At 75.7% G+C, this 22979-nt stretch carries 18 protein-coding genes; 5 read left to right on the top strand and 13 right to left on the bottom strand.

Annotation, left to right across the window (positions count from 1 at the left end; translation table 11 throughout):
* Nucleotides 1-7 precede the first annotated feature (7 nt).
* Both ACFYUY_RS35345 and ACFYUY_RS35340 read left to right on the top strand, forming a co-directional pair.
* Nucleotides 8-1174, top strand: a complete 1167-nt coding sequence (locus tag ACFYUY_RS35345) for an acyl-protein synthase (protein WP_360222232.1) — start codon at nucleotides 8-10, stop codon at nucleotides 1172-1174.
* On the top strand, nucleotides 1171-3789 hold the full coding sequence (locus ACFYUY_RS35340; RefSeq protein WP_387906954.1) for an acyl-CoA reductase: 2619 nt from the start codon (nucleotides 1171-1173) through the stop codon (nucleotides 3787-3789). Before ACFYUY_RS35345 ends, ACFYUY_RS35340 begins: the two co-directional genes overlap by 4 nt.
* A gap of 85 nt (nucleotides 3790-3874) precedes the next feature.
* Here ACFYUY_RS35340 and ACFYUY_RS35335 read toward each other — a convergent pair whose 3' ends face one another.
* From ACFYUY_RS35335 to ACFYUY_RS35305, 7 genes are all read right to left on the bottom strand, one after another.
* Nucleotides 3875-4630: a class I SAM-dependent methyltransferase gene (locus tag ACFYUY_RS35335; protein ID WP_387906952.1), complete on the bottom strand. Its 756-nt coding sequence runs from the start codon at nucleotides 4628-4630 to the stop codon at nucleotides 3875-3877.
* A 3-nt stretch (nucleotides 4631-4633) separates the two neighbouring features.
* A complete protein-coding gene (locus ACFYUY_RS35330; protein WP_387906949.1) occupies nucleotides 4634-5401 on the bottom strand; it encodes an SDR family oxidoreductase in 768 nt (255 codons plus the stop codon).
* On the bottom strand, nucleotides 5398-6297 hold the full coding sequence (locus ACFYUY_RS35325) for a TauD/TfdA family dioxygenase (RefSeq protein WP_387906946.1): 900 nt from the start codon (nucleotides 6295-6297) through the stop codon (nucleotides 5398-5400). The genes ACFYUY_RS35330 and ACFYUY_RS35325 overlap by 4 nt, the downstream gene beginning before the upstream one ends.
* 18 nt (nucleotides 6298-6315) lie before the next feature.
* The gene (locus ACFYUY_RS35320; RefSeq protein ID WP_387906943.1) at nucleotides 6316-7587 is read right to left on the bottom strand and encodes an aspartate aminotransferase family protein; all 1272 of its coding nucleotides are present in this window, start codon (nucleotides 7585-7587) and stop codon (nucleotides 6316-6318) included.
* Nucleotides 7588-7749: 162 nt separating this feature from the next.
* Nucleotides 7750-12093, bottom strand: coding sequence for an amino acid adenylation domain-containing protein (locus ACFYUY_RS35315; protein WP_387906941.1), 4344 nt, complete (start codon nucleotides 12091-12093; stop codon nucleotides 7750-7752).
* Nucleotides 12090-12677 (bottom strand): DUF6309 family protein, encoded by a 588-nt coding sequence (locus ACFYUY_RS35310; RefSeq protein WP_387906938.1) that lies wholly within the window; start codon nucleotides 12675-12677, stop codon nucleotides 12090-12092. The genes ACFYUY_RS35315 and ACFYUY_RS35310 overlap by 4 nt, the downstream gene beginning before the upstream one ends.
* A gap of 10 nt (nucleotides 12678-12687) precedes the next feature.
* On the bottom strand, nucleotides 12688-13485 hold the full coding sequence (locus tag ACFYUY_RS35305) for a phytanoyl-CoA dioxygenase family protein (protein WP_387906936.1): 798 nt from the start codon (nucleotides 13483-13485) through the stop codon (nucleotides 12688-12690).
* 365 nt (nucleotides 13486-13850) lie between these two features.
* Here ACFYUY_RS35305 and ACFYUY_RS35300 point away from each other — a divergent pair, with 365 nt between their 5' ends.
* The 3 genes from ACFYUY_RS35300 (at nucleotide 13851) to ACFYUY_RS35290 (ending at nucleotide 15691) form a co-directional block, all read left to right on the top strand.
* A complete protein-coding gene (locus tag ACFYUY_RS35300) occupies nucleotides 13851-14534 on the top strand; it encodes a TetR/AcrR family transcriptional regulator (protein ID WP_360215269.1) in 684 nt (227 codons plus the stop codon).
* 156 nt (nucleotides 14535-14690) lie between these two features.
* Entirely contained in the window at nucleotides 14691-14885 is a 195-nt protein-coding gene (locus ACFYUY_RS35295) for a DUF1918 domain-containing protein (protein ID WP_360215266.1), read from the top strand.
* Between the two features lie 50 nt (nucleotides 14886-14935).
* Nucleotides 14936-15691, top strand: a complete 756-nt coding sequence (locus tag ACFYUY_RS35290) for a DedA family protein (protein ID WP_387906933.1) — start codon at nucleotides 14936-14938, stop codon at nucleotides 15689-15691.
* Nucleotides 15692-15712: 21 nt separating this feature from the next.
* Here the strand turns inward: ACFYUY_RS35290 and ACFYUY_RS35285 are convergent, their stop codons facing one another.
* From ACFYUY_RS35285 to ACFYUY_RS35260, 6 genes are all read right to left on the bottom strand, one after another.
* Nucleotides 15713-16453 (bottom strand): PIG-L deacetylase family protein, encoded by a 741-nt coding sequence (locus ACFYUY_RS35285; protein WP_360215260.1) that lies wholly within the window; start codon nucleotides 16451-16453, stop codon nucleotides 15713-15715.
* 363 nt (nucleotides 16454-16816) lie between these two features.
* Entirely contained in the window at nucleotides 16817-18052 is a 1236-nt protein-coding gene (locus ACFYUY_RS35280; protein ID WP_360215257.1) for an MFS transporter, read from the bottom strand.
* 5 nt (nucleotides 18053-18057) lie between these two features.
* Nucleotides 18058-18711, bottom strand: a complete 654-nt coding sequence (locus tag ACFYUY_RS35275; RefSeq protein WP_387906931.1) for a GNAT family N-acetyltransferase — start codon at nucleotides 18709-18711, stop codon at nucleotides 18058-18060.
* Nucleotides 18708-19946 (bottom strand): type III PLP-dependent enzyme, encoded by a 1239-nt coding sequence (locus tag ACFYUY_RS35270; RefSeq protein WP_387906992.1) that lies wholly within the window; start codon nucleotides 19944-19946, stop codon nucleotides 18708-18710. The genes ACFYUY_RS35275 and ACFYUY_RS35270 overlap by 4 nt, the downstream gene beginning before the upstream one ends.
* Nucleotides 19947-20112: 166 nt before the next feature.
* The gene (locus ACFYUY_RS35265) at nucleotides 20113-21426 is read right to left on the bottom strand and encodes a DUF6271 family protein (protein ID WP_360215251.1); all 1314 of its coding nucleotides are present in this window, start codon (nucleotides 21424-21426) and stop codon (nucleotides 20113-20115) included.
* Nucleotides 21408-22517: a phytanoyl-CoA dioxygenase family protein gene (locus tag ACFYUY_RS35260; protein WP_360215248.1), complete on the bottom strand. Its 1110-nt coding sequence runs from the start codon at nucleotides 22515-22517 to the stop codon at nucleotides 21408-21410. The genes ACFYUY_RS35265 and ACFYUY_RS35260 overlap by 19 nt, the downstream gene beginning before the upstream one ends.
* Nucleotides 22518-22979 lie beyond the last annotated feature (462 nt).

The following is a 22979-nucleotide window of genomic DNA, read 5'->3' as shown; positions in this document are numbered from 1 at the left end:
CCGTCCCGTGAACCCCCATCTCGCGCCGGTCGGCGTCCCCGACCCCGCCGCGCTCCCGCACGTCCAGCAGCTGTGCGACCTGGCCTCCCCCTACGCGGCCGGGCCGGAGCCGGACGCCCTGTTCGCCGCCGCGATGGCCGAGGCCAACGCGTGGCACGCACAGCGCTCCCCCTTCCTCCGCTCGCTGCTGGACGGCCCCGCCGAGACCCCGGCGCCGAGCGTCGGCACCGGCGTCCGCACGCCCCTGGTGCACGCCAACTTCTTCAAGCGGCACGAGGTGCTCTCCATCCCCCGGGAGGAGGTGCACCTCCACCTCACCTCCTCCGGCACCACGGGCCAGAAGTCCCAGATGTTCTTCGACACCTGGACGATCCGCTCCGCGCAGCGCATGGTGGCCCGGATCTTCGACCACTACGGCTGGATCACCCCCGACCAGCCCGTCAACTACCTGCTGTACAGCTACGAGCCGGCGCCGCAGCTGAAGCTCGGCACCTCGTTCACCGACAACTACCTGTGCGACTTCGCCCCGGCCAACCACACCACGCACGCGCTGCGGCACACCGGGAGCGGCCACGAGTTCGACGTCCACGGCTGCATCGAGGCGCTGCGGCGGTACGCCGGGGACGGCCTGCCGGTGCGGATCCTGGGCTTCCCCGCGTTCCTGCACTTCACCCTGGAGCGGATGCGCGCCCTCGGCCTGCCGCCGGTCCAGCTGCCGGCCGGCTCGCTGGTACTGCTCGGCGGCGGGTGGAAGGGGCACACCGACCGGCAGATCGGCAAGGAGGAGTTCTACGCGGACGTCACCGCGCAGCTGGGCGTCCCCCCGGAGCGGATCCGCGACACCTTCGGCTCGGTCGAGCACTGCGTGCCGTACGTCGAGTGCGGCCACCACCGCCTGCACGTCCCGGTCTGGTCGCGGGCCGCCGTACGCGACACCCGCACCCTGGAGCCGCTGCCGTACGGGGAGCGCGGCTTCCTCCACCTGGTCTCCCCCTACATCACCTCGGTGCCGGCGCAGAGCGTCGTCATGGGGGACCTCGCCTCGCTGCACGCCCCGCAGGAATGCCCCTGCCCGCTGCCCACTCCGTGGTTCACCGTCCACGGCCGCGCCGGGGTCAGCCGGAACCGCAACTGCGCGGCGGCGGCCGCCGAACTCCTGAAGGGAATGTCGTGACCACCGAACCCGTGACCACCGAACCCGCGGCCACCGAAACCGCGACCACCGACCCCGCGGCGACCGGGCCCGCGGCCACCGGACCGGTGACGCCCGCCGGGACGCACTTCTGGCAGGGCTCGTTCATCGACGACGACGAGGCCGCCCGGCGGCTGGCCGACCTGCCCGGGCTCGCCGCCCGCGTCCTGGCCGACCCCCTGCCCACCGAACTGGTGCTGGACGCCTGCCAGCGCCTCGCCGACGCCCTCGGCACCGCCGGCGGCCCGGTCCGCACCCGCCTGCTCGACGAGCTCACCCGCGGAGGCGTCGCCCCGGACGAGGCGGCGCAGACCCTCGCCGAGATCGCCGACGCGATCACCCGGGCGGCCCTGGAACGCAAGCTCCGCCGCGAGCTCGGCGGGCTGCGCCCCGAACGGCTCACCCGGCCCGACGCGCGGGAGACCACCTTCGAGGCGTGGGCGCCGGTCGGGCTCCTGGTCCACATCGCCCCCGGCAACGGCGCCGCGGTGGCCCCGCTGAGCGTCGTCGAGGGCCTGCTCACCGGCAACCTCAACGTGCTGAAGACCAGCAGCGCCGACACCCTGCTCGCCCAGCACCTGCTCGCCGAGCTGGCCGCCGCCGACCCGACCGGTGCCCTGGCCCGCCGGATCGTCGCGCTGCGCTTCCCCTCCACCCGCACCGGGTGGCTCCGGCTGCTGTGCGAGCCCGCCGACGCGGTGGCGGTCTGGGGCGGCGAGGACGCCGTCCGCTCGGTCTCGGAACTGGTCCCGCCCGGCTGCCGCCTGGTCGAGTGGGGGCACCGGATCTCCTTCGCGTACCTGACCCGGGACGCCTGGTCGGACGGGACGACGCTGGACGCGCTCGCCGCCGACGTCTGCCGCCTGGAGCAGCAGGCCTGCTCCAGCCCCCAGGTGGTCTACCTCGACACCGAGGACGACGGCGAGGTCTTCGCCTTCGCCGACCGCTTCGCGGCCCACCTCGCCGCGGCCTCGGACCCGATCCCCCGCCCCGAGCTCGAACCGGCCGAGCACGCCGAGATCACCACCACCGAACTGCTCGCCCGGCTGGAGGAGCACCTCGGCCTCACCCGGGTCGTCGCCGCGCCGGACGGCTCCTGGCGCGTCCTCGCCGACACCCGCTCGGCACTGGCCGCCTCGCCGCTCCACCGCAGCGTCTGGGTCAAGCCGCTGCCGCGTACCCGCGCCATGGCCGTGCTGCGCCCGATGCGCCGGTACCTGCAGACCGCCGCGATCGCGGGCAGCCGCGCCGACGTCGCCCGGCTCTCCCGGGCCGTGCTCGCCGCCGGCGTGCTGCGGGTCACCCCGGTCGGCGGGATGCTCGACGGCTACCACGGCGAGCCCCACGACGGCGTGTACGCGCTCCAGCGCTACAGCCGCCGGGTCAGCGTCCGGGCGGACGCCGCCTTCACCACCACCGCCTGCCTGGACGACCTGGCGGCCCCCGCCGCCGTCCCCGCCGCGCCGAACGGCCCGCTGCTGGACAAGGCCGGGGTGCAGGAGCAGCTGGGCACGCTCGCGCCGGAGCACGCCCACCTCCACTTCCGCAGCGGTGGCAGCAGCGGCGCCCCGGCGCTGTCGGTGTTCACCAACGCCGACTACGACACCCAGATGCGGGCCGCCGCGGACGGCCTGCTCGCGGCCGGGTTCGACCCGGCCCGCGACCGCGCCGCCAACCTGTTCTACTGCGGCGGCATGTACGGCAGCTTCATCAGCTTCTTCTCGATCCTGGAGCGCCTCAACGCCACCCAGTTCCCGATCGCCGCCGGCCCCGACCACGCCGCCACCGCGGAGGCGCTGGTGACGTACCGGGCGGACACGGTGTTCGGCATGCCCTCCTACCTCTGGCAGCTGTTCCACGCCGAGGCCGCCGTGCTGCGCGGGTACGGCGGGATCCGCAAGGTGTTCTACGGCGGCGAGCACTTCACCGCGGAGCAACGCCGGGTGCTCACCGAGGAGTTCGGCGTCGAGCTGATCCGGTCGGCGGCGTACGGCAGCACCGACCTGGGGCCGCTCGGCTACCAGTGCGGCCACGCCGAGGGCTCGGTCCACCACGTCCTGACCGACCTGCACACCCTGGAGGTCCTGGCCCCCGGGGCCGACCGCCCGGTGGCGGCCGGGCAGCCGGGCCGGCTGGTCTTCACCAGCCGCACCCGCGCCGGGCAGCGCCTGGAGCGGTACCAGATCGGCGACCTCGGCCGCACGGTCGAGGGCGTCTGCCCGTGCGGGAGCCACACCCCCCGGATCGAACTCCTCGGCCGGTACGGCGACGTGGTGCGGGTCGGGACCTACTTCCTCAACGTCCGGCGCCTCGTCGCGGTGGCGGAGGAGGAACTCGGCTACCGGGGCGAGCTGCAGCTGCTCCTGGACGCCGGTGCCGACTGCGAGCGGGCCGTCGTCCGGCTCGACGAGCGGTACGCCCCGGACCGGGCGACCGCCCGCGCCGCCTTCCTGGCCGCCGTCCCCGAGCTCGGCTCGGCCGTGGCCGAGGGGCTGCTGGAGTGCACGGTCGAGACGACCGGCGCCGCCGGCTTCGAGCGGACGCCCACCAGCGGCAAGCTGCGCACGGTGGTCGACCGGCGGCCGCTCCCGGCCTGACGCCCCGGCGCGGGGACCGGCCGCTCCGGTCCCCGCGCCGGGGGGACGCGGCCCCGGCCCCTGAGCGGCCGCGGGCCGCGCCCGCTCAGGGGCCGGGACCCGGCGCGGCCTCCCGGTGGCGCCAGCGGACCGGGTCGACGGGCGCGGAGGGCCTGGCCGCTCGGACCGGGGGCCGGTACCCGCCGCAGGAGAGGACCAGCCGCTCGTTGTCCCCGGGCTGGAACTCGTAGGCCGTCCGTTCCAGGCGGCTCGGGATCCCGGCGTCGGCGAGCTGCGAGCGCAGCCGCTCCAGCGGACCGTAGCGGCGGCCGGTGTCGTACACCATGACCGGGAAGAGCCGGACCTCGCGGCGGGCGACCCGGGCCAGCTCCAGCAGGGACGCCAGGTGGAACGCCTCGTCCAGCCGGTTGCCGTACGAGAAGAGCAGGTGCGAGCTGAGCACGAGGTCGAAGGAGTCGTCGGCGAAGGGCAGGTCGGGCAGCGATCCGGCGACGTAGCGCTCCGGGCGGGCGGCGATGTCGGCCCGGAAGGCGCGGGCGTTGCCGATCCACTGCTCGGTCAGGCGGTCGGGGTGGCCGTACCAGCTCCAGACGAACGCCGCTGCCTCCCGCAGCAGCGCCGGGTGCTTGTGACGGGTCTCCCGCTCGACGAGGGCGCCGAGTTCGGCCCGGTGGCGGGCGTACTCGCGGTCGACGGCCACCGCGTCGACGCCGCGCCCGCCGGCCTCGGCGACGAAGCTCCCGGCGCCGCCCGGGCAGTCCAGGACGCTCCCGCCGAGGTCCCGGGCGGTGAGCCCGAACATCGCCCGGTACTCGGCGAAGGAGCGTGCGCTGACCAGCACGGTTCAGCCCCTTCCGACGTACGGCATGGTGGTGGGCAGGACGGTCAGGGAGTGGACGTTGGTGTCCAGGGGCATCGAGGCCATCAGCAGCACCGCCTCGGTGAACCGCTCCACCGGGATGGTCGGCTCCACCGCCGCCCGCCCGTCGGCCTGCAGGGCGGCCGGCTGGGGTCCGCCGTCGAACGGGGCGACGTTGCCGACGTCGATCTGGCCGACGGCGATGTCGTGGGCCCGGCCGTCCAGCGACAGCACCCGGGTGAGGCCCAGGAGGGCGTGCTTGGCGGCCGTGTAGGCGGCCGAGTGGGGGCGGGGCACGTGCGCGGAGGGCGCGCCGTTGTTGATGATCCGCCCGCCCTGCGGGGTCTGGGTGCTCATCACCCGGAAGGCCTCGCGGGCGCAGAGGAAGCCGCCGGTGACGATGGTGTCCAGCACCCGGTTCCAGTCGGCGAGCGGGGTCTCGGTGACGGGCCGGCGCGGAGCCGCGGCGCCGGCGTTGTTGAACAGCAGGTCGAGCCGGCCGAACCGCTCGCGGACGGCGTCGAACAGGGCGGCGACCTCCTGCGGGTTGCGGACGTCGGTCGGGAAGGCCAGCACCCGGCCCGGGTCGACCGGTGCGAGGGCTGCGGTCTCCTCGAGCGCGTCCTTGCGCCGGCCGGCCACCGCCACCGACCAGCCGGCGCCGAGCAGGGCCAGCGCGGCGGCCCGGCCGAGCCCGCTGCCGCCGCCGGTGACGATGGCGATCCGGCCGTCCGGCGTCCGTGCGGCGGTCATGACGCCTCCGTGTTCATCCAGATCCGCAGCATCCGCCGGGCGTTCGGTCCCGGCTCGTCCACGTAGGGTGAACGGCCGTGCAGCACGCGGCTGTTGCGGATGATCAGCAGGTCGCCCGCGGCCATCGGCAGGCCGAATGCGATCTCCGGGCGGTAGAGCACCTCGTCCAGCACGCCGAGCGCCTCCCACTGACGGTCCGTCAGCGGTGGTCCGCCGCGGTCCGGCGAGGAGCGGACGGTGCGGGTCTGGTAGTAGCAGCCGACGGTGCCGTCCTTCTGCACGAAGAGGATCGGGGAGACCACGACCTGGGGGCCCGCCCGCCCGGTCCGGTCGAAGGTCCAGTCCTCGGCGAGGGTGGCGAGGGCGTCCGGCCGCTCCCGCGCGATCAGGTCGTGGACGTGCCGCGCGCTCGCCAGCTTGGTCGACCCCCCGCCGTGGAAGGCGGGTCGGAGGCAGAACAGGACGAGCAGGTCGCAGGTGTCGCAGTGGAAGCCGAGCTCGGTGTTCCCGTCGCCGTCCTGGTCGCTCAGCACCTGGGTGAGGTCGCCGCGGCCGTTCTGCGGGACGATCTCGCCGAAGTCGCTCAGCAGGAAGGACAGTGCGGCCGTGACCTCCGCCTCCGGCTCCTCCGGGTCCAACAGCCCGCGGACGTGGGCGAGGCCGACGGAGCGGGTGGCGCCGTCGACGAAGGCGCGCAGCCGGGCCCGGACGGGCTCCGCCGGGCCCCAGCGGCGGGCCCGCGCGTCGGCCCGGAGCAACCGCCGTTCCCGGTCGTCCGGCGCGAGCGACCAGAGCACCCGCCGGGCTTCCAACTCGGCACTCCCCCAACCGATCTCGGCCACCCGGCCGGCCCCGGCCACCGTGCCGGCGTCCGGCGTCGTGTGGTCGTGGTCCATGTGCACACCGTCCCTCCGCTACCGGGCGTCCGCCACCGCGACCGCCTTGGACCACAGCGCCAGCGCCTCGTCGATCTGATCGGCCGTGACCACCAGCGCCGGCACCATCCGCACCACGTTGAGGTGGACGCCGCAGGTCAGCAGCAGCAGGCCGAGGTCGGCCGCCGCCTGCTGGGCGCGCCGCGCGGTGTCCGGGTCCGGCGAGCCGTCCGGGTGGCAGAACTCGCTGCCGGCCATCAGCCCCAGCCCCCGGACGTCGGCGACGGCCGGGGCTCCGGCGGCGACCGCCCGCAGGCCGTCGAGCAGACGCGGGCCGAGCTCGGCGGCGTTGTCGACGAGGCGCTCGTCCCGGATGACGTCCAGCGTGGCGAGCGCGGCGGCGCAGGCCACCGGGTTCCCGCCGTACGTGCCGCCCTGCGAGCCCGGCCGGGCCCGGCGCATCAGCGCGGTCGACGCGGCGACCGCCGACAGCGGGAAGCCGCTGGCCAGTCCCTTGGCGGTGATCAGGACGTCCGGCACCACGCCCTCGTGGTGCAGGTGGGCCCAGAACCGGCCGGTGCGGCCGAAGCCGGTCTGGATCTCGTCCACCACGAGCAGGATGCCGTACCGGTCGGCGCGCTCGCGCAGCCCCACCAGGAACCCGGCCGGCGCGGGCACGTAGCCGCCCTCCCCCAGCACCGGCTCGACGAACATCGCCGCCGTCTCGTCGGGGTCGGAGACGGTGGCGAGCACCTGGTCCAGCCCGCGCAGGGCGTGGGCCACCGCCTCCTCCTCGCCCAGGCCGAGGTCCAGCCGGAGGCGGAAGGCGTTCGGGAAGGGCGCCACCGCGACCCCGGGCATCACCGGGCCGATGCCCGCGCGGAAGCGGGTGCCGGCCGTGCTGAGCGCCGCCGCGCCCATCGTCCGGCCGTGGAAGGAGCCCTCGAAGACGATCACGTTCTGCCGCCCGGTGGCGTGCCGGGCGAGCCGCAGCGCGGCCTCCACCGCCTCGGTGCCGGCCGTGGCGTAGAACAGCGCGTCCAGACCGGGCGGCAGCACCTCGCCCAGCCGGCCGGTGAGGGCGAGCAGGGGGTCGTGCAGCACGGTGGTGTACTGGCCGTGGATCAGCCGGCCGGCCTGCTCGCGGACCGCCTCGACCACCCGCGGGTGGCAGTGGCCGGTGCTGGTCACCCCCACGCCGGAGGTGAAGTCGAGGTAGCGGCGGCCGTCCGCGTCGAAGAGGTGGAGGCCCTCGCCGCGGGTCGCGACGACGGGGGTGGCTTGCTTGAGCACCGGGGAGAGCTGGGACACGCGGTCCGCCTTCCGTGGTCGGGGGGTGGGTCTCGGTCGGTCGCGGATGGTCCGCGGGGTGCGTACGTCGGGTGCGTGCGCGGAGCGGGCGGTGGGCGCGGGAGCGGGTCGGTGACGCGGGGCGGGCGGTGGGCGCGGGAGCGGGTCGGTGGCGCGGGGCGGTCAGTGGCGCGCGGGGGCGGGCGGCAGGTAGCCGGCGCCGGCCGCCCAGGTGAGCGCGGCCGACCACCACTGCGGGGTCGGCGCCGCGAACCGGACTCCCAACCGCGCCAGCACCGAGGTGGTGTACGCGCTGTCCACCAGGACGTTGCGCTCCTCCTGCAGCGCCCACGCGGCGGCCAGTCCGGCGGCCGTCGGGTGGTCGCGCTCGGCGCGGGCGATCGCCGCCGCGAAGGTCGCGTCGTCGGCGAGCCGGACGGCGTGGCCGTGGGCGGCGAGCCAGCGGACGAGGTCGTCGTGCGGCGTCTCGTGCGGCGTCTCCACGTGGTAGGCGCCGGGCGGCGCGGACGGGTCCAGCGCGATCGCGGCGATCCCGGCAGCCACGGTGTCCACGTACGAGAACCCGAAGGCGGTGTGCGGCCGGCGCGGGGCGACCCCGGCCAGCAGGTAGCCGCGGACGAGCTGGTAGATCCGGTTGTCGCCGACGTTGGCCTGGAAGGCGCCGGTGCCGCTGTGCGCCGCGATGTGCCCGCTGCGGTACAGGTAGGCGGACCGGCCGCCGGCCGCCCAGGCCCGGACGGTCTGCTCCGCGGCGAACTTGCTCCGCTCGTAGGGGGTGCGGAAGTGCTGGCCGATCCGCAGGTCCGCCTCGCTGAACCGGCGCGGCGGGCCGTCCACGCCGCCCGCGACGGCCAGCGTGGAGACGTGGTGCAGCCGGGCCGTCGGGGCGTGCTCGTCGACCCAGTCGAGCAGCCGCCGCACCGCCGTGTGGTTGGTCCGCTCCAGCTCGTCGGGCGAGGCGACCAGCCGGACGTCGGCGGCCGCGTGCACCACGACCTGCGCCCGCCGCGCCCGCGCCAGCCCGGCCGGGGACAGGCCCAGCCCCTCCGCGTCGATGTCCCCGGCGACGGCCCGGACGGCGTCCGGCAGGCCGCCCAGCCGGCGCGCGGCGTCGGCGTCGTCGGCGGCCCGCACCAGGCAGGTGACCTGGGCGCCGCGGTGGTGCAGGGCGTCCACCAGGTGCCGCCCCAGGTAGCCGGTGGCGCCGGTGAGCAGCACCCGGACGGGCTCGCGGACCACCAGCGGGCCGGGCGCCGCGGGCCGGGCGGGCGGGGCCACCGGGGCGCCCGCGTGGAGCGGTTGGCCGGAGGTCGACAGCGGGCACCGCACCGGCGGTGCGGGCCGCACCCCGGCCTCGGCGGCCACGGCGGCGGCGAACCCCGCGACGATCCGCTCCGCCTCCGGGTGCGGCAGCGCGGGCCACCCGTACACCAGGTCGGCGACCAGCCGGCGCTCCACCACCCGTGCGGTGAGCCGCAGTTCGTAGAGCGGGTCACCACCGGTGCAGCGCGCCACCCCGGCCTGCTCGTCGGCGACGGTCCAGTCCAGCGCCGGCTCGTCGGGCAGCCGGAAGGTACCGAGGAAGTTGAACCCGGCGGCCGGGCGGTCGCCGGGCGCGTCCATGGGCCGCACGGGTGCCCGGCGCAGCCGCTCGGCCACCGCCGCCGGGCCCGCCGACGGGTCCACCTCCAGCCGTTTGACGGCGGTGAACCACCCCACGGTGTCCAGGAACTCGCCCTGGTCCCCGGCGGTGTCGCGGCCGTGCGTCTCCACCTCGACGGCGAGCCGTGACCGCGCACCGCGGCCCGGGACGGCCGCGGCGAAGGCGGTCAGCAGGAGGGCTTCCAGTCCGGCGCCCCCGCCGTGCCGGGCGACCAGCCGGGCGGTGCCCGCCTCGTCGAGCGCCCAGCTGACGGCCGCCGGCCGCGCGCGGACCGGGGCGGCCGGGGACGGGGGCCGGGCGGACGGGCGCCGGACGGGCGGGGCGCCGGAAGGCGGTTCGTCCGCCGGGGCGGGCACGGCGGCGGCCCACCGGTAGAAGTCCGGGGCCGGCGGCAGGGCGGTCGGCTCACCGTCGAGCGCCGCCCGGTAGGCGTGGGCGAGGTCGTCCAGCAGGATCCGCCAGGAGAGGCCGTCCACCACCAGGTGGTGCGCGATCAGGGCGAGCCGGTCGTCGGTGCCGGGCGGGCCGGTGAACAGGTGGGCGCGCAGCAGCCGGCCGGCCGCGGGGTCGATGCCGCGGTGGAGTTCGGTGCAGACCCCGGCGATGGTTCCCGCGAGGGCCCCGGCGAGGGGGTCGGCGGTAGGCCCGTCGACCGGGCCCGCCGGGCCCGGGAGCCGGGAGAAGGTGAGCGGGTCGAGGTCGGCCACCGGCCGGGGCTCGCCGTAGCCCTGCGGGCCGACCGGCCGGCGCAGCGCCGGGTGCCGTTCCAGGACCGCCCCGAGGGCCGCCGACAGCGCGCGCGGGTCGACGGCCTTCCGGCAGCGCAGCAGGACGGACTGGTTCCAGTGCCGCAGGTCGTCGACGGCGCTCTGGCGGTACAACCACCGCTGGGCCGGGGCGAGTCGGGCCCCCCGGTCGCCGGGCGGCGCGGCGCCCGCGTCCGGCGGCGTGACCGGGGTCGCCGGCGTGCCCGGGGTCGGTGGTGCGGCCGGAGCCGGCGGTGCGGCCGCGGCGACCGCCGCCAGGCCGTGCGCCGTCGGGTGCCGGTAGAAGTCCTCGTAGTGCACCCGCAGGCCCCGGCGGCGCAGCAGGGCGACGGTGCGCATGGCGAGGATGGAGTCCCCGCCGAGGCCCCGCACGTCGCTGTGCGGCCCGACCGCGGGCAGGCCCAGCGCGCCCGCCCAGAAGGCGGCGATCGAGCGGGCCAGGCCGTCGTCCTCTCCCGTGGTGGTCCCCGACTCGGCGCGCCGGCCGACCAGTTCGCCCACCAGCTCGGCCAGGCGGGCCCGGTCGAGCTTGCCGTTCGGCCCGAGCGGGAACGCGGGCAGCACCAGGATCGGCCGGGGCACCGAGTAGCCGGGCAGCCGGTCGCGCAGGTGGGCGTCCAGCCCCTCCGGGCCGGGGCCGCGCCCCGACAGGCTGACCGCGCCGACGAGTTGGTTCCCGAGCACGGTCTCCCGGACCATCGCGGCCGACCGGGCCACCCCGGGGAACCCGTCCATGGCCCGTTCGACCTCGGCGAGGTCGACCCGGTAGCCGCGGACCTTCACCTGGCGGTCCACCCGGCCGACGAAGACCAGGCTGCCGTCCGGGCGGCGCCGGCACAGGTCGCCGGTGCGGTAGCGGAGCTCGCCGGCGTGCCAGACGAAGCTGCGCGCCGTCTCGGCGGGCCGGCCGAAGTACCCGGCGCTGACGCCGCGTCCGCCGATCAGCAGCTCCCCCACCCCGCCGTCGGCCACCGGCCGCCCGTCGCCGTCCAGCAGGGTGAGCAGCACCTCGCCGATCGCGGTGCCGATCGGGACGGTCGGCTCGTCGGCGGGCAGCTGGCGGGCCTCGGTGGCCAGGAGGCAGGTGGCTCCGACGGTCGTCTCGGTCGGCCCGTAGTGGTTGGCCAGCCGCGCGGTGGCGCCGGTGTCGAGCAGGGTGGCGGCCAGCGGGCGCGGCAGCGCCTCCCCGCCGAGCAGCACGGTGTGCAGCGGCGGGGCGTCGGCCGGGCGGCCCTCCAGCAGCGCGGTCAGGTGCGAGGGCGTGGTCTTCAGCACGGTCACCCCGGCGCGGCGCAGGGACGCCCAACAGGCCTCCGGGTCGCGCACCTCGGCGTCCGGCACGACGTGCACCGAGCCGCCGACGGCCAGCGCGAGCAGCCAGGCGGTGTGGCCCAGGTCGGCGGCGAGGGTGGTGACGTGCGCGGTGCACGGGGCGTCGGCCTCGGTGTAGCCGAGCCGCCCGGCCAGCGCCTGCGCGTAGTGGACGGCGTTGCCGTGGGTGACGGCCACGGCCTTGGGCTCGCCGCTCGACCCGGAGGTGAAGGAGAGGTACGCCGGGTCGTCGCCCTGCCCGGCGGGTCCGGAGGCAGCGGGGCCGGTACCGGTACCGGGGCCCGCGGCGGCTTCGGCGGCGGCCGCCCGTGCGCCGGGCGGCCCTTCCGCGTCCAGCACCTCCACCGGCCGCTCCGCCCCGCAGCGGGCGTCCGGCTCGGTGCCGAGCACCCGGGTGACCCGGACGGCCGCCAGCCGTCGGGCGAGGTCGGCCGCCGACCACTGCGGGTCGACGGGCACCGCGGCCGCGCCCGAGCGCAGCACGCCGTACAGCAGCACCAGCATCCGGGCGTCCCGGGGCCCGAGCAGGGCGATCCGGTCCCCCGGCCCGGTGCCGGAGGCGGTCAGCCGGGCGGCGATCCGGCCCGCCGCGGCGTCGAGGGTGCGGTAGTCGAGGGCGCGGACGCCGTCGGTGAGGGCGGTCCGGGCCGGGTGGACCCGGGCGTGGTGCGACAGGAGCTCGGACAGCGACCGGGCGGCCCGCGGGGGCCGCGCCGGCCGGACGTGCTGCGTCGCGGAGGTCACGCCGACTCGTCCCCCGTCCGCGCGGCCCGGTCCGCCCGGGGTGTCCGGGCCTCCGGCGCCACGAGCAGGGGGTCCCCCGCGAGGTACCCGTCCAGCCGGGCCCGGCCGGGCAGTCGCCCGGCCAGCTCCCAGGCCAGCATGCGGTGCAGGCCGTCGATGTGGATCAGTCCCTCCCGGACCAGCAGGTCCGTGTAGTCGGTGTGGTCGACCGGGCCGGTGCTGAGGTAGACCGGAGTGAACGGGGACCACCGGAGCAGCCGCAGCTTGGCCGCGCAGACCGGGTTCGCCCCGGACCAGTCGGCCCCGCCGGCGCGGATCCGCTCGGCCGCCTCGCCCACCGTCAGGCCGGACCGGGGGACGAGTTCGCGCTCGCCGCCCTCGCTCAGGTGCCAGGGCAGGACGACGCCGAGGACGTCCGCCCGTGAGAGCCGGACGCGCCACCAGCCGCCGGGGATCCGGTCGGCGCGTTCGAGGTTCTCCTCGCCGGCCGGGTTGCTGTTGGCCTCGTGGGCGCGCTCCACCGGGTGGTCCCGCAGGTAGGCGTCGTGGACCTCGGGGTAGGCGACGGCGGTGACGATCTCCACGCGGTCCTCCTCAGACGGTTCCGGTGTACTCGGTGAAGTGCCGTTCCGCGAACAGCTCCGGCCACTGGGCGCCCGCCAGCCCCAGTTCGCGGGCCCGGGCGAGCATCTGGCGCCAGTACGGCTTCACCGGGCGCCAGCGCGCGCCGACCTGGCAGTAGGACGCGTCGATGAAGTAGCGGGGACTGCCAGGGCCGTCGGGCGCCGGTCTGCGGGTGTGGAGCAGGGCCGAGTCGAGCAGCACGGTGGAGCCCGCGGGCAGCCGGTCGATGACCACCTCCCCGGCCAGTTCGCGGGTGCCGTGGTGGGCGAAGGACGCCTTGCCGACGACGCGGCGGTGCGAGCCGGGCAGCACCGCCAGACTGCCGACGTTCTCGTCCAGCCCGCCGAGGTAGTGCAGCGCGTGGACCATCAGCAGCGACGGGTCGGAGCGGTCGTTGGGCTCGCGGTCGTGGTGCCAGGGCTTGCCGGGGATCCCCGGCGCCTGGCGGTCGCTGTGCAGGTGGTGGAAGACGAAGGACGGGCCGATCAGGCCGGTCAGGGTGCGCAACAGCGGCGGGTGGGTGAGGAGCCGGCCGTGGGCGGGCAGTTCCAGTTCGAGCAGCGGGGGCGCCGCGCGCCCGGTCGGGTCGGCGCAGGCGGCGATCGAGTCGGCGCGCAGTCCCTCGTCGACCCAGCGGTCGACCTCGGGGACGAGCCGCGAGCGGAGCGGCTCCGGCAGCAGGCCGGGCAGGACCAGGTAGCCGGACTCGAGGAACCGGCGGCGCTGCGCGCCGGAGAGGGCCTCACGCCCCGGGGAGGACGGCGTCACCGAGCGGACCCCCTCCTTCCGGACGACGGGACGCACAACCGGGCACGGTCGATCGGACCTGAACGGGTTCGGTGGGTCGCACGGGACCATCCAGACCTCGGGTGGCGACGGAGACGTCCGTCGTCGCCACAGCTGACACACGGGTCACCACGAAGAGACACGAGTTGATCACGCAAAGTAGTCCGCGTGAGGAGTATGAACCGGCCTTCGCGTCCACGACAAGACCACGGCCGACCCGTGGACACCTTCCCGCCACCGTGCCGTTCAGCTCCGGCCACCGGTCGACCCGCTCCCCACGGGGCACTCGGGGGCGCCACCGCACCGGTGATTGGCCGCCGGAACAGCGGATACGGCAGAGTGACGTCATGAGCGCCGACACCAGGAGTCACCAGACGGCCGGCCGCGGCCCCGTGGTCCGACGGCGACCGGTCCAGCAGCGCAGCCAGGAGCGGTACGGCCGGATCCTGGACGCCTGCGCCGGACTGCTCGACGAGGTCGGCGCCACAGCGCTCACCACCAAGGAGGTGGCGCAGCGCGCCCAGGTGCCGATCGGCACCCTCTACCAGTTCTTCGCCGGCAAGGAGGACCTGCTGGCGGCGCTCGCCACCCGCAACCTCGACCAGTACCTCCAGCGGCTCGACGGCCGGCTCGCGGGCGCCGCCCCGCTCGGCCCGGCCGGGTTCACCGACCTCGCGGTGGACGAGTTCGTCGCCATGAAGCGCACGGTGCGCGGCTTCGGCCAGGTCGACTTCGGCCTCGCCGACGCCGGACCGGCCCTCCCCGCCTGGGTCCACGACGACCAGCACCTGCTCGACGCGGGCGTGGACAACAACACCGCCGTCGCGCTGCGCCTGCAGGCGCTCGGCGGGGACCTGTTCGCGGCGGCCGACCCGGCGGCGCTCACCCTGGCCCTGCGGGTCGCCCTGGAGGCCGCCGACGCGGTGCTCAAACTGGCCTTCCGCAGCGACCCGGACGGCGATCCGGCCCTGATCGCCGAGTGCAAGCGGCTGGTGCGCTGCTACCTCACCGAGCAGCCGCCCGCCCGCTGAACCGGCCCCGGGCCCGCCACCGGGCCCCGCCGGCAGCGCACCCGCCGCCCCCGACCCGCCCGCCCGAGGCGTTGCGAGCCCGCCGCCGCGGCAGCACAGTGGAAACCGTGGACCGGAACGGCCGCGCGGCGGCCGCCACGACCCGAGGAGCAGACCATGCACGCAGCGGTAGGTGACCAGCTCCACATCCACAGCAGGTCGGTGGGCATGGTGGACCAGAAGGGCGAGATCGTCGAGGTGCGCGGCGCCGACGGCCAACCGCCGTACGTGGTCCGCTTCGAGGACGGACACCAGGGCCTGATCTACCCCGGCCCGGACTGCAACATCGAGCCGCGCGCGACGAACCGCTGACCGACGCCCCCACCGCCCCGCACCCCACCGGGACGAGGTGGTGAGGAGCGGTGTCCGCCGCCACGACCCCGCTGCCCGGGGCGCTCGCCGGGCTCGCGCCACTGCTGGACCACTACGGGTACCTCGCGGTGGCGCTGCTCGTGCTGCTCGACAACTGCGGCATCCCGGTGCCCGGGCAGACCATCCTCGTGCTCGCCTCGGTGTACGCCGGGACGGGCCACCTGAACTTCGCCGCCGTCCTGCTGATCGCCGTCGTCGCCGCCACCGTCGGCAACAGCCTGGGCTACCTGATCGGCCGCACCGGCGGGCGCGCCTTCGTCCACCGCTGGGGCCGCTACGTGCTGCTCACCCCGGAGCGGATGGAGCGGGCGGACGGCTTCTTCGCCCGGCACGGCGCCAAGGTCGTCACGGTGGCCCGCTTCGTGGACGGGCTGCGCCAGACCAACGGCATCATCGCGGGCACGACGGAGATGCCCTGGCGCCGGTTCCAGCCGTTCAACGTGCTCGGCGCGGTGCTGTGGGTGGGCGTCTGGGGCACCTTCGGCTACCTGGCCGGGGCCAACATCGGCACCGTCTACCGGACGGCGATCCGCTACCAGCTCTGGTTCGCCGTCGGCCTCGGGCTGCTGGTGGCGGCCTTCCTGCTCCGGCAGGTGCTGCGCTACCGGCGCCGGCGCGCGGAGGAGGGCGGTGCCGACGGGAACCCCGCCGGCACCGAGCCGGGCGGCGCCCCGGGCGGCGCCACCGGCACCACCTCCGACACCGCCACCGGGCACGACACCGAACCCGGCCCCGACCGCGACTGAACGGGCCGGCCGCCCGCGCGCCTACCGCAGCGGGAACACCTCGAACGGCACCGCGAACCGCACCCCCAGCCGGCTGCCGGCGCCGCGTCCGAAGCCCTCCAGGAACTCGCGCGCGTCCGCCATCGCCCCGCCCAACCCGGCCAGGTACGCCTTGTGCTCCTCCAGCGAGGCGACGCCCAGGTCGAAGTGGTCGGTGGTGTCCACCGCGTGCCGCGCCTCGGGCGAGCCCGCCGCCCACACCTGCCGCACCCCGTTCCACGGCTCGTGGCCCTCGTCGAGCAGCTCGCGGAACACCCACCGGTTGCCGGCGTCGCGCACCGCGTCCAGGGTGGCGCGTCCGACCGCGATGTGGTCGGCCTGGTTGAGGAACACCCCGCCGTAGGTCTCCCGGAAGTTGCTGGTGATCACCACGTCGGGCCGGTGCCGGCGCACCGCCCGGGCGATGTCCCGGCGCAGCGGCAGCCCGTACTCGAGGACCCCGTCCGGGTGGCCGAGGAACTCGACCGTGTCGACGCCGACGACCCGCGCCGAGGCGATCTGCTCGGCCTCGCGCAGCGGACCGCACTCCTCGGGGCTCATCGAGTCGATGCCGGCCTCGCCGCTGGTGACCATCACGTAGACGACCTTCTTGCCCTGCGAGGTCCAGCGTGCGACGGCCGCGGCGCCGCCGTACTCCATGTCGTCCGGGTGGGCCACGACGGCCAGTGCCGTGGTCCAGTCCTCGTCGACGGGGAGGTAGGGCTCGGGGGCCTGCTCGGTCATGGTGCTGTCGCCTCTCGCTCCGTGCATCACAGTCGTACGGTCGTGCCGCAGGCGACTCTAGAAGACCCCCGGCGTCGACGCACCGTCAGACACCGTTCCGGCCCGCGGCCTTGCCCCGGGGCCGGTCCGGCGGACGACCCGCCGCCCCGCGGAGGAGTGCCGCCCCGGGCGCCGGGAGCGTCCGGGCGGGCCGCCCGACGGGACGGGCTCGCCCGGCACCTCCGCGACGGGGGCGCGGAGGTGCCGAGCGAGGGTCGGGTGCGGGCGGGTGACCGGGTGGTCCCGCCCCGGCGGAGGGGGCTCGCCCGGAACGCCGCGACGGGGGAGGGCGCGGCGTGCCGGCGAGGGTCGGGGGTGCGGGCGTCAGGCCGGGCCGGCCGCGAGGTCGGCGCCGGGCCCGGTGCGGGGCTCCGGGGCCGGCCAGCCGATGCGCAGGGCGCAGAGCGAGACGATCGCGGCGGAGGCGGCGACGGCGGCCATGCCCCAGACCAGACTGGTGGCGTCGGCGATGAAGCCGATCACGGCCGGGCCGGCGAGCAGTCCGGTGGTGCCCATCGCGGCGACCAGGGAGAGCGCGTCGGAGCCCTGGCGGGCCGCGGCGACGTAGACGCAGGGCGTGACGGCCGCGACGCCCAGGCCGACGCAGGCGAAGCCGAGCAGGGTCGGGACGACGCCGCCGACGAGCAGGGCGAGGGCCAGTCCGGCGCCGGCCAGCAGGCTGCCGGTCCGGACGATCCGGCCGTCGCCGAACCGGGTCCGCCAGCCGTCGGCGAAGATCCGGGCGAGCACCATCATCACCGAGACCACCGCGATGCCCATCGGGGCGAGCCCGGCGCCGGCGTCCACGACGTCCTTGAGGTAGAGCGCGGACCAGTCGTTCATGGCGCCCTCGGTGACGGTGCCGAAGACCATGGCCAGCCCCATCCAGAGGGTGGCCGCGACGGGCAGGGCGAAGCGGCGCCGCGCCTTCCGCCCCGCGGGCGCCGGCTCCGCAGCCTTCGCCTCGTCCGTCTTCGCCTCGTCGGCGTCCGCCTCGTCGGCGAGCAGCCCGGGCCGGGCGGCGACGACCAGGACGGCGAGCAGGGCGGCGGCGACACCGAAGTGCGCGAGCAGGCCGTCGGTGACGGCGGTGACGCCGGAGGCCAGCAGCGCGGCCAGCAGCGAGCCGGCGCTGAAGGTGGCGTGCAGCCGGGACATCGTGGTCCGCCGGTACCTGGCCTCGAGCGCCGCGCCCTGGGCGTTCATCGCCACGTTCAGGCAGCCCACCGCGACGCCGTCGCAGAACAGCACCAGGAGGGTGAGCGGGTAGTCGGGCACCACGGACAGGGCGAGCAGGACGGCGCCGAGGGCGAGCGCGGACAGCACCGACAGCAGGCGCGAACCGACCCGCCGCATCAGCACCGCGACCAGCGGGAAGGACACCGCCGCGCCGACCCCGCAGGTCATCAGCAGCAGGCCGATCTGGGCCTCGCCGAGGTCGAGCCGGGCCTTGAGCGCGGGGATCCGGGAGACCCAGCTCGCGTACTGGAATCCGAGCAGGAGGAACAGGGCGCCGATGGCCAGTTGGGACCGGCGGAAGGCGTCTCGATCGGGGGACATGTGCATCAGCCCACTTCGGCTCTGGGTGGGGACCCGGGGGACGGTTCGGTGGAGCGCGCCGGCGGCCGGGGCACGCCCGGGACGGGCGCCGGCGCCGGGGAGGGGACCGGGGCGGCGGCAGGGACGGGCGCCGGGGCGGCGGGGAGCACCGCGGGGGCCGCGACCGGGCCGAGCGGCATCGCCATGTAGACGGCCTGCGGCCCGTAGCTCTCGGGCAGGTCGACCTCGGGCCGCGCCCGGTAGCCCAGCGGGCCCCACACCACCTGCGCGCCGCCGACGGCGACCAGCGAGACGGTGCGGTAGCCGGCCGCGCGGGCGGTCTCCTCCAGGTGGCGCAGCAGCCGGTGGCCGAGGCCCCGGCCGCGCAGCTCCTCGGCGACGACCAGGTCGTGGGCGTGCATGTTGGTGGCGCGCACGCCGCCCGCCTCGCTCCGGCTGAGGTCCGGGCACCGGAACAGCGGGTAGGGCAGGGCGAGCAGGTACCCGCCGAAGCCGCCGGCGTGCTCCAGCACGAAGCAGGTGTCGGGTGAGGCCCGGTGCCGGGACTGCAGGGCGGCGCGCCCCTCGGAGAGACCGCTGGCGGCGTAGGCGCGCTCCTCGAGCGCGACCAGGCCGTCCCAGTCGCCCTCCCGGAGCAGCCGGATCCTGACGTCGTTCATGCCGCGCCCCCGTCCCGGCCGACCGTTCCGGCCACGGCGCCGGTCACGCCGGGGCCGTCCGCACCGCCCGTGCCGTCCGCCGGGTCCGTCCGGCCCACGCAGACGTAGGGCAGCGGCTCGAAGCCGTTGAACCCGCGAGTGGTGTAGGCGGTGGCGTACGCCCCGCAGGAGTGGATCCAGACCGGGTCGCCGGAGGCGATCGCGCGCGGGACGCGGACCAGTCCGCCGTCCCGGGTGTAGGCGTCGTCGCTGTCGCAGGTCGGCCCGGCGACGACGGCGTTGACGAACTGGCCACCGGGGTGGGTGGGGAACTCCAGGCGGTACTGCAGCTCGTCCATCTCGTAGAGGCCGTTGAACTTGCCGCAGCTCAGGTAGAGCCAGTCCTCACGGGTGCCGTCGAGCTGGCGGCGGGAGGAGAGCCGCGCGACGTGGGCGCGGATGGCCCCGTGGTCGGCGACCAGGTGGCGGCCGGGTTCCAGCAGGAACTCCAGCGGTGCGGCGTTGACGGTGCGCAGCCGCTCCATGCCCTCGCGGATCACCGCGAACATCTTGTCCAGCGGCGGCTCCAGCGGTCGCCCGTGCCGGTCGAGGACGCCGAGGGCGGGCAGGCCGCCGCCGAGGTTGATCCGCTGCGGGGTGATGCCGCGCCAGTTGAGCGCCTCCAGGACGGCGGCGAGCGAGTCGACGGCGGCGCCCCAGGCCTCGGCGGTCATCTGCTGGGAGCCCACGTGGACGGAGAGCCCGGACGGGACGAGCCCGGCCGTGCGGGCCGCGTCCAGGACGCGCAGAGCGTCCTCCGGCGAGCAGCCGAACTTGCGGCTCAGGCCCCACAGGGCGCCGTCGCCGGTGGTGGCGATCCGGCAGAACACCCGGGAGCCGGGGGCGTGTTCGGCGATCGCGGCGACGTCCTCCAGGCTGTCGGTGGCGAAGTCGCGCACGCCCAGCCGGTACGCCTCGGCGATGTTGCGGTCGGACTTGATGGTGTTGCCGTAGTGGATCCGCTCGGGGCCGACCCCGGTGCGCAGCGCCTGGGCGATCTCCTGCGGGCTGGCCGCGTCGAAGCCGGAGCCGAGCGCGGCGAGGCCGGCGAGCACCTCGTCGACCGGGCAGGCCTTCATGGCGAACCGGACGTCGACGCCGGGGAGTTCACGGACGAGGGCGGCGTACTGGCGCCCGATGCCGTCGAGGTCGTAGACGATCCGGTCGTCGGTGGCGGCGGCGAGGGCGGCGCGGATCGCCGTCCGGTCGTGCGCGGCCGGGTCGGGTGCGGGGCCGGCGAGTTCGCCGGCGTGGTGGGCGGTGGTGTGGTGCGCGGGGGCGCGGTGGGCGGCCGCCTGGCGGTGGCCGGCGCTCTGGCAGTGGGTGGTGCTCTGGGATATCACGGATGGGCTCCCGGTCCGGCTACCGCGGCAGCCGCTCGGCGGGGGTGGTCCTGCTCGCCCGGGTCAGCGGGCCCCACGCGTCGATCAGCAGCGCGAAGTCCTCGATGTCCGCCTGCGCCTCGTCGAGCAGGCGTGCCCGCTGGGGCGCCAGGTGGTCGGCGAACTCGGCGTACTTGCCGCCCAGTCGCCGGTAGCAGCGGTCGAGTTCGTCGAGCCGCCGGTGGTTCTCCGCGCGGTCCGTCGCGGCGCTGCGGCGGGCGGAGTCGGCGATGGCGTCGGCGCGCACGTGGTGCGCCTCGTCGAGGAGGGCGTCGCCGGCCGCCTCCATGTCGAAGTAGACCGGGTAGAGGTAGAGCATGGAGAGCAGGAACTTGGCGTAGCGCAGCTGGTAGGCGGTGAAGCCGGCGCCGGTGCGGCGTTCCGGGGTGTAGTAGTTGACGATGTGCCGGTTGTGGACGACACCGGGCAGGGTGGCGTCCCGGACGAGGTGCAGCAGGAAGTAGTCGCTGCCGATGGTGTCGGTGGCGGGCGGCAGCGGGACGCGTTCGTAGACCTCGTGGTCGATGGCGACGTTGCACATGTCGATCCGCCAGATGTCGGGCAGGTCGAGCACGGCGCGGTCACCGCCGAACGGTTCGGTGCCGCCGCCGGTGAAGGACTCGGCGACGAGCTCGCGCCGCTCCTCCTCGCTCGCACCGGTGGGCGCCCAGAGCGCGACGACCCGGTGGTAGGCCTGCGGGTCGAGGTCACGGATCTCGGCGAGGTCGACGGAGAGTTCACCGACGAAGGAGCCGCCGACCAGGGCCACGGGCTTGTCCGCGTGCGCCGGGTCGAGGGTGTGGTCGGTGACGGCGGCGGCCGCGTCGGCGGCCTTCAGGCCGAGTGCGGCCAGTTCCGGGACGATCGGGAACACCGGTTCGCCGTCGAGGAGTTGGTAGTGGCTGTCGGAGTCGCGGCGGTGCACGGAGGTGCAGCCGAGGGCGGCGGCGAGCAGGAAGGCGCGGTTGGTGCAGGCGCCGTAGGAGACGGCGTCGGGCAGCATGAGGTCGAGCAGCCGCTCGGGGCCGGCGGCGCCGGAGCGCTCGATCACGTCGCGCAGGAAGGCGCGTTGGGCGTCCTCGTCGAGGTGGTGGACGGTCACCCGCTCGACGGCGGGCAGGGCGGCGACGGCCTCGGCGTGCCGGCGGAAGACGGCCGGGTCGGCGGAGTCCAGGACCAGCAGGTGCACGCGGACGTCGAACCGCGCCGCGGCGAAGGCGGCTTCGGCGCCGATCGCGGCGATGGTGGCCGCGCACTCGCGGTTGGTGGGCAGGGTCAGGCAGACGGTTCGCATTCGGGCTCCCCCGTGGACGTGGCGGGCTGGTGCGCGGCGGGATCCTGCTCCGCCGGCGCCGGGTCCGCGCTCGCGCGGCCGTGCCAGGAGCGCAGGCCGAGCAGCTTCTCGCCGAGTTCGGTGAGCCGGGCCGGCCCGTACCGCAGCGACTCGTGCCTGACCGGGTCGCCGACCAGGGTGCGGTTCCAGTCCGGGGTGGCGAGGGTGCGCCAGGACTCCACCCGGGAGCGGCGCATCTGCTCGGCCTCCTCCAGCGCGGGCATCATGGACAGGTACTGCACGGCCCGCACGCCGTTCTCGGAGGTGTTGCGGGCGACTCCGTGGGCCAGCAGGCCGTTCCAGATCAGCAGGTCGCCGGCGGCCAACTCGGGCCGCACCACCGGGAACTCGGTGCGGTCGACGTCCGGGCGGATCGGGTCGCGGTCGGCCGGCTGGGCGGCCTGCCACTCGTTGAACCGGCGGAACAGCTCCGGGTTGCACTGGAAGCCGCCGTGGTCGGGGCGGGTGTCGTCGAGCGCGATGATGCCCTGGACGCGCTGGGGCAGCATGCCCTGGGTGGTGTCGACGTCCCAGTGCAGCTCGATGTCGAAACCCTTGTCGGTGGGCTCGATGAGTGCGCGGTCGCGGTTGCGGACGTTCGGCGGGTTGAGGTTGAGCCGGTCGAGGGTGACCCACAGCTCCTCGCAGTCCCAGACGTCGACGAAGGCGTCGTAGACGCGGCGGGTCTGCCGGCTGTCCCAGATCAGCTGGTGGTGGTAGGCCTCGACGAAGCCGTAGATGTGCAGGTGCTGGTCGAGTTCGTCCCGGTAGTCGCGCTCGCGGTACCAGTCCTCGGGGCGGTCGGGCGAGAGGCCCTGGAACTCCCAGGCGAACTCCAGCAGGCGCCGCGCGGCCTCGGCCGGGACGGCCTGCTTGACCACGACGTAGCCGTAGGTCTGCCAGAACGCGAAGTCCTCTTCGGAGAGCACCCGCAGCGGGTGCTTCTTGCGGACCTCGCGCAGCGCGGTCCGCGCGAGGTAGCTCTCCCCGTCCTCACTGAAGTAGGGGCGCTCCGAGGCGGCTCGGTGCAGATACCCGTCAGGGCTCGGCATGGGCAGTCACTCCATGGTTCGTAGTCGACGCAGCGCCCCTCGGGCGCAGAGTGCGGGTACGGCGGGCCGACGGCCCGTCACCGGCCGCACGCGGAATTCGACCCACGAACGCGTGCCGATCCGCACACGCTCCGTCCCTTCCGGGGCCCGGTCGCGGGCTTCGCCGAAAGGGGCCAACTCGCAAGTCCGGCAGGCGTGCTCACCCCGTCTCAGCCTTTTGCCGAACCGCGCTCCCCATACGTTGGACTAGACCAACTAATGGTGTCAACCCTCGATCGGCGGTTACCAACGGGGAAATCCACGCAGCTCATGACGACCCTCGGGAGCGCTTTATGTTTCGGGAGCCGACATAAGCCGGGATATGTTTCCGGAATTGACATAACCGTCGGTGAACCGGATCGGCCGCCCGTCCGTTGCCCGCCCGCCCGGGCCGGACGCAGGACGAACCCCGGACCGGACGCC

This window comes from Kitasatospora sp. NPDC004745, assembly GCF_042873275.1.
GTDB lineage: Bacteria > Actinomycetota > Actinomycetes > Streptomycetales > Streptomycetaceae > Kitasatospora.
Note: the sequence above shows the minus strand (reverse complement) of the source record. Positions and strands in the feature narration are given on the sequence as shown.

What these genes read in the sequence shown, in the direction of transcription:
- ACFYUY_RS35330 (WP_387906949.1), bottom strand. Translation starts at nt 5,401, where the DNA reads ATGACCGCCGCACGGACGCCGGACGGCCGGATCGCCATCGTCACCGGC.
- ACFYUY_RS35325 (WP_387906946.1), bottom strand. Translation starts at nt 6,297, where the DNA reads ATGGACCACGACCACACGACGCCGGACGCCGGCACGGTGGCCGGGGCC.
- ACFYUY_RS35300 (WP_360215269.1), top strand. Translation starts at nt 13,851, where the DNA reads ATGAGCGCCGACACCAGGAGTCACCAGACGGCCGGCCGCGGCCCCGTG.
- ACFYUY_RS35295 (WP_360215266.1), top strand. Translation starts at nt 14,691, where the DNA reads ATGCACGCAGCGGTAGGTGACCAGCTCCACATCCACAGCAGGTCGGTG.
- ACFYUY_RS35285 (WP_360215260.1), bottom strand. Translation starts at nt 16,453, where the DNA reads ATGACCGAGCAGGCCCCCGAGCCCTACCTCCCCGTCGACGAGGACTGG.
- ACFYUY_RS35280 (WP_360215257.1), bottom strand. Translation starts at nt 18,052, where the DNA reads ATGTCCCCCGATCGAGACGCCTTCCGCCGGTCCCAACTGGCCATCGGC.
- ACFYUY_RS35275 (WP_387906931.1), bottom strand. Translation starts at nt 18,711, where the DNA reads ATGAACGACGTCAGGATCCGGCTGCTCCGGGAGGGCGACTGGGACGGC.
- ACFYUY_RS35265 (WP_360215251.1), bottom strand. Translation starts at nt 21,426, where the DNA reads ATGCGAACCGTCTGCCTGACCCTGCCCACCAACCGCGAGTGCGCGGCC.
- ACFYUY_RS35260 (WP_360215248.1), bottom strand. Translation starts at nt 22,517, where the DNA reads ATGCCGAGCCCTGACGGGTATCTGCACCGAGCCGCCTCGGAGCGCCCC.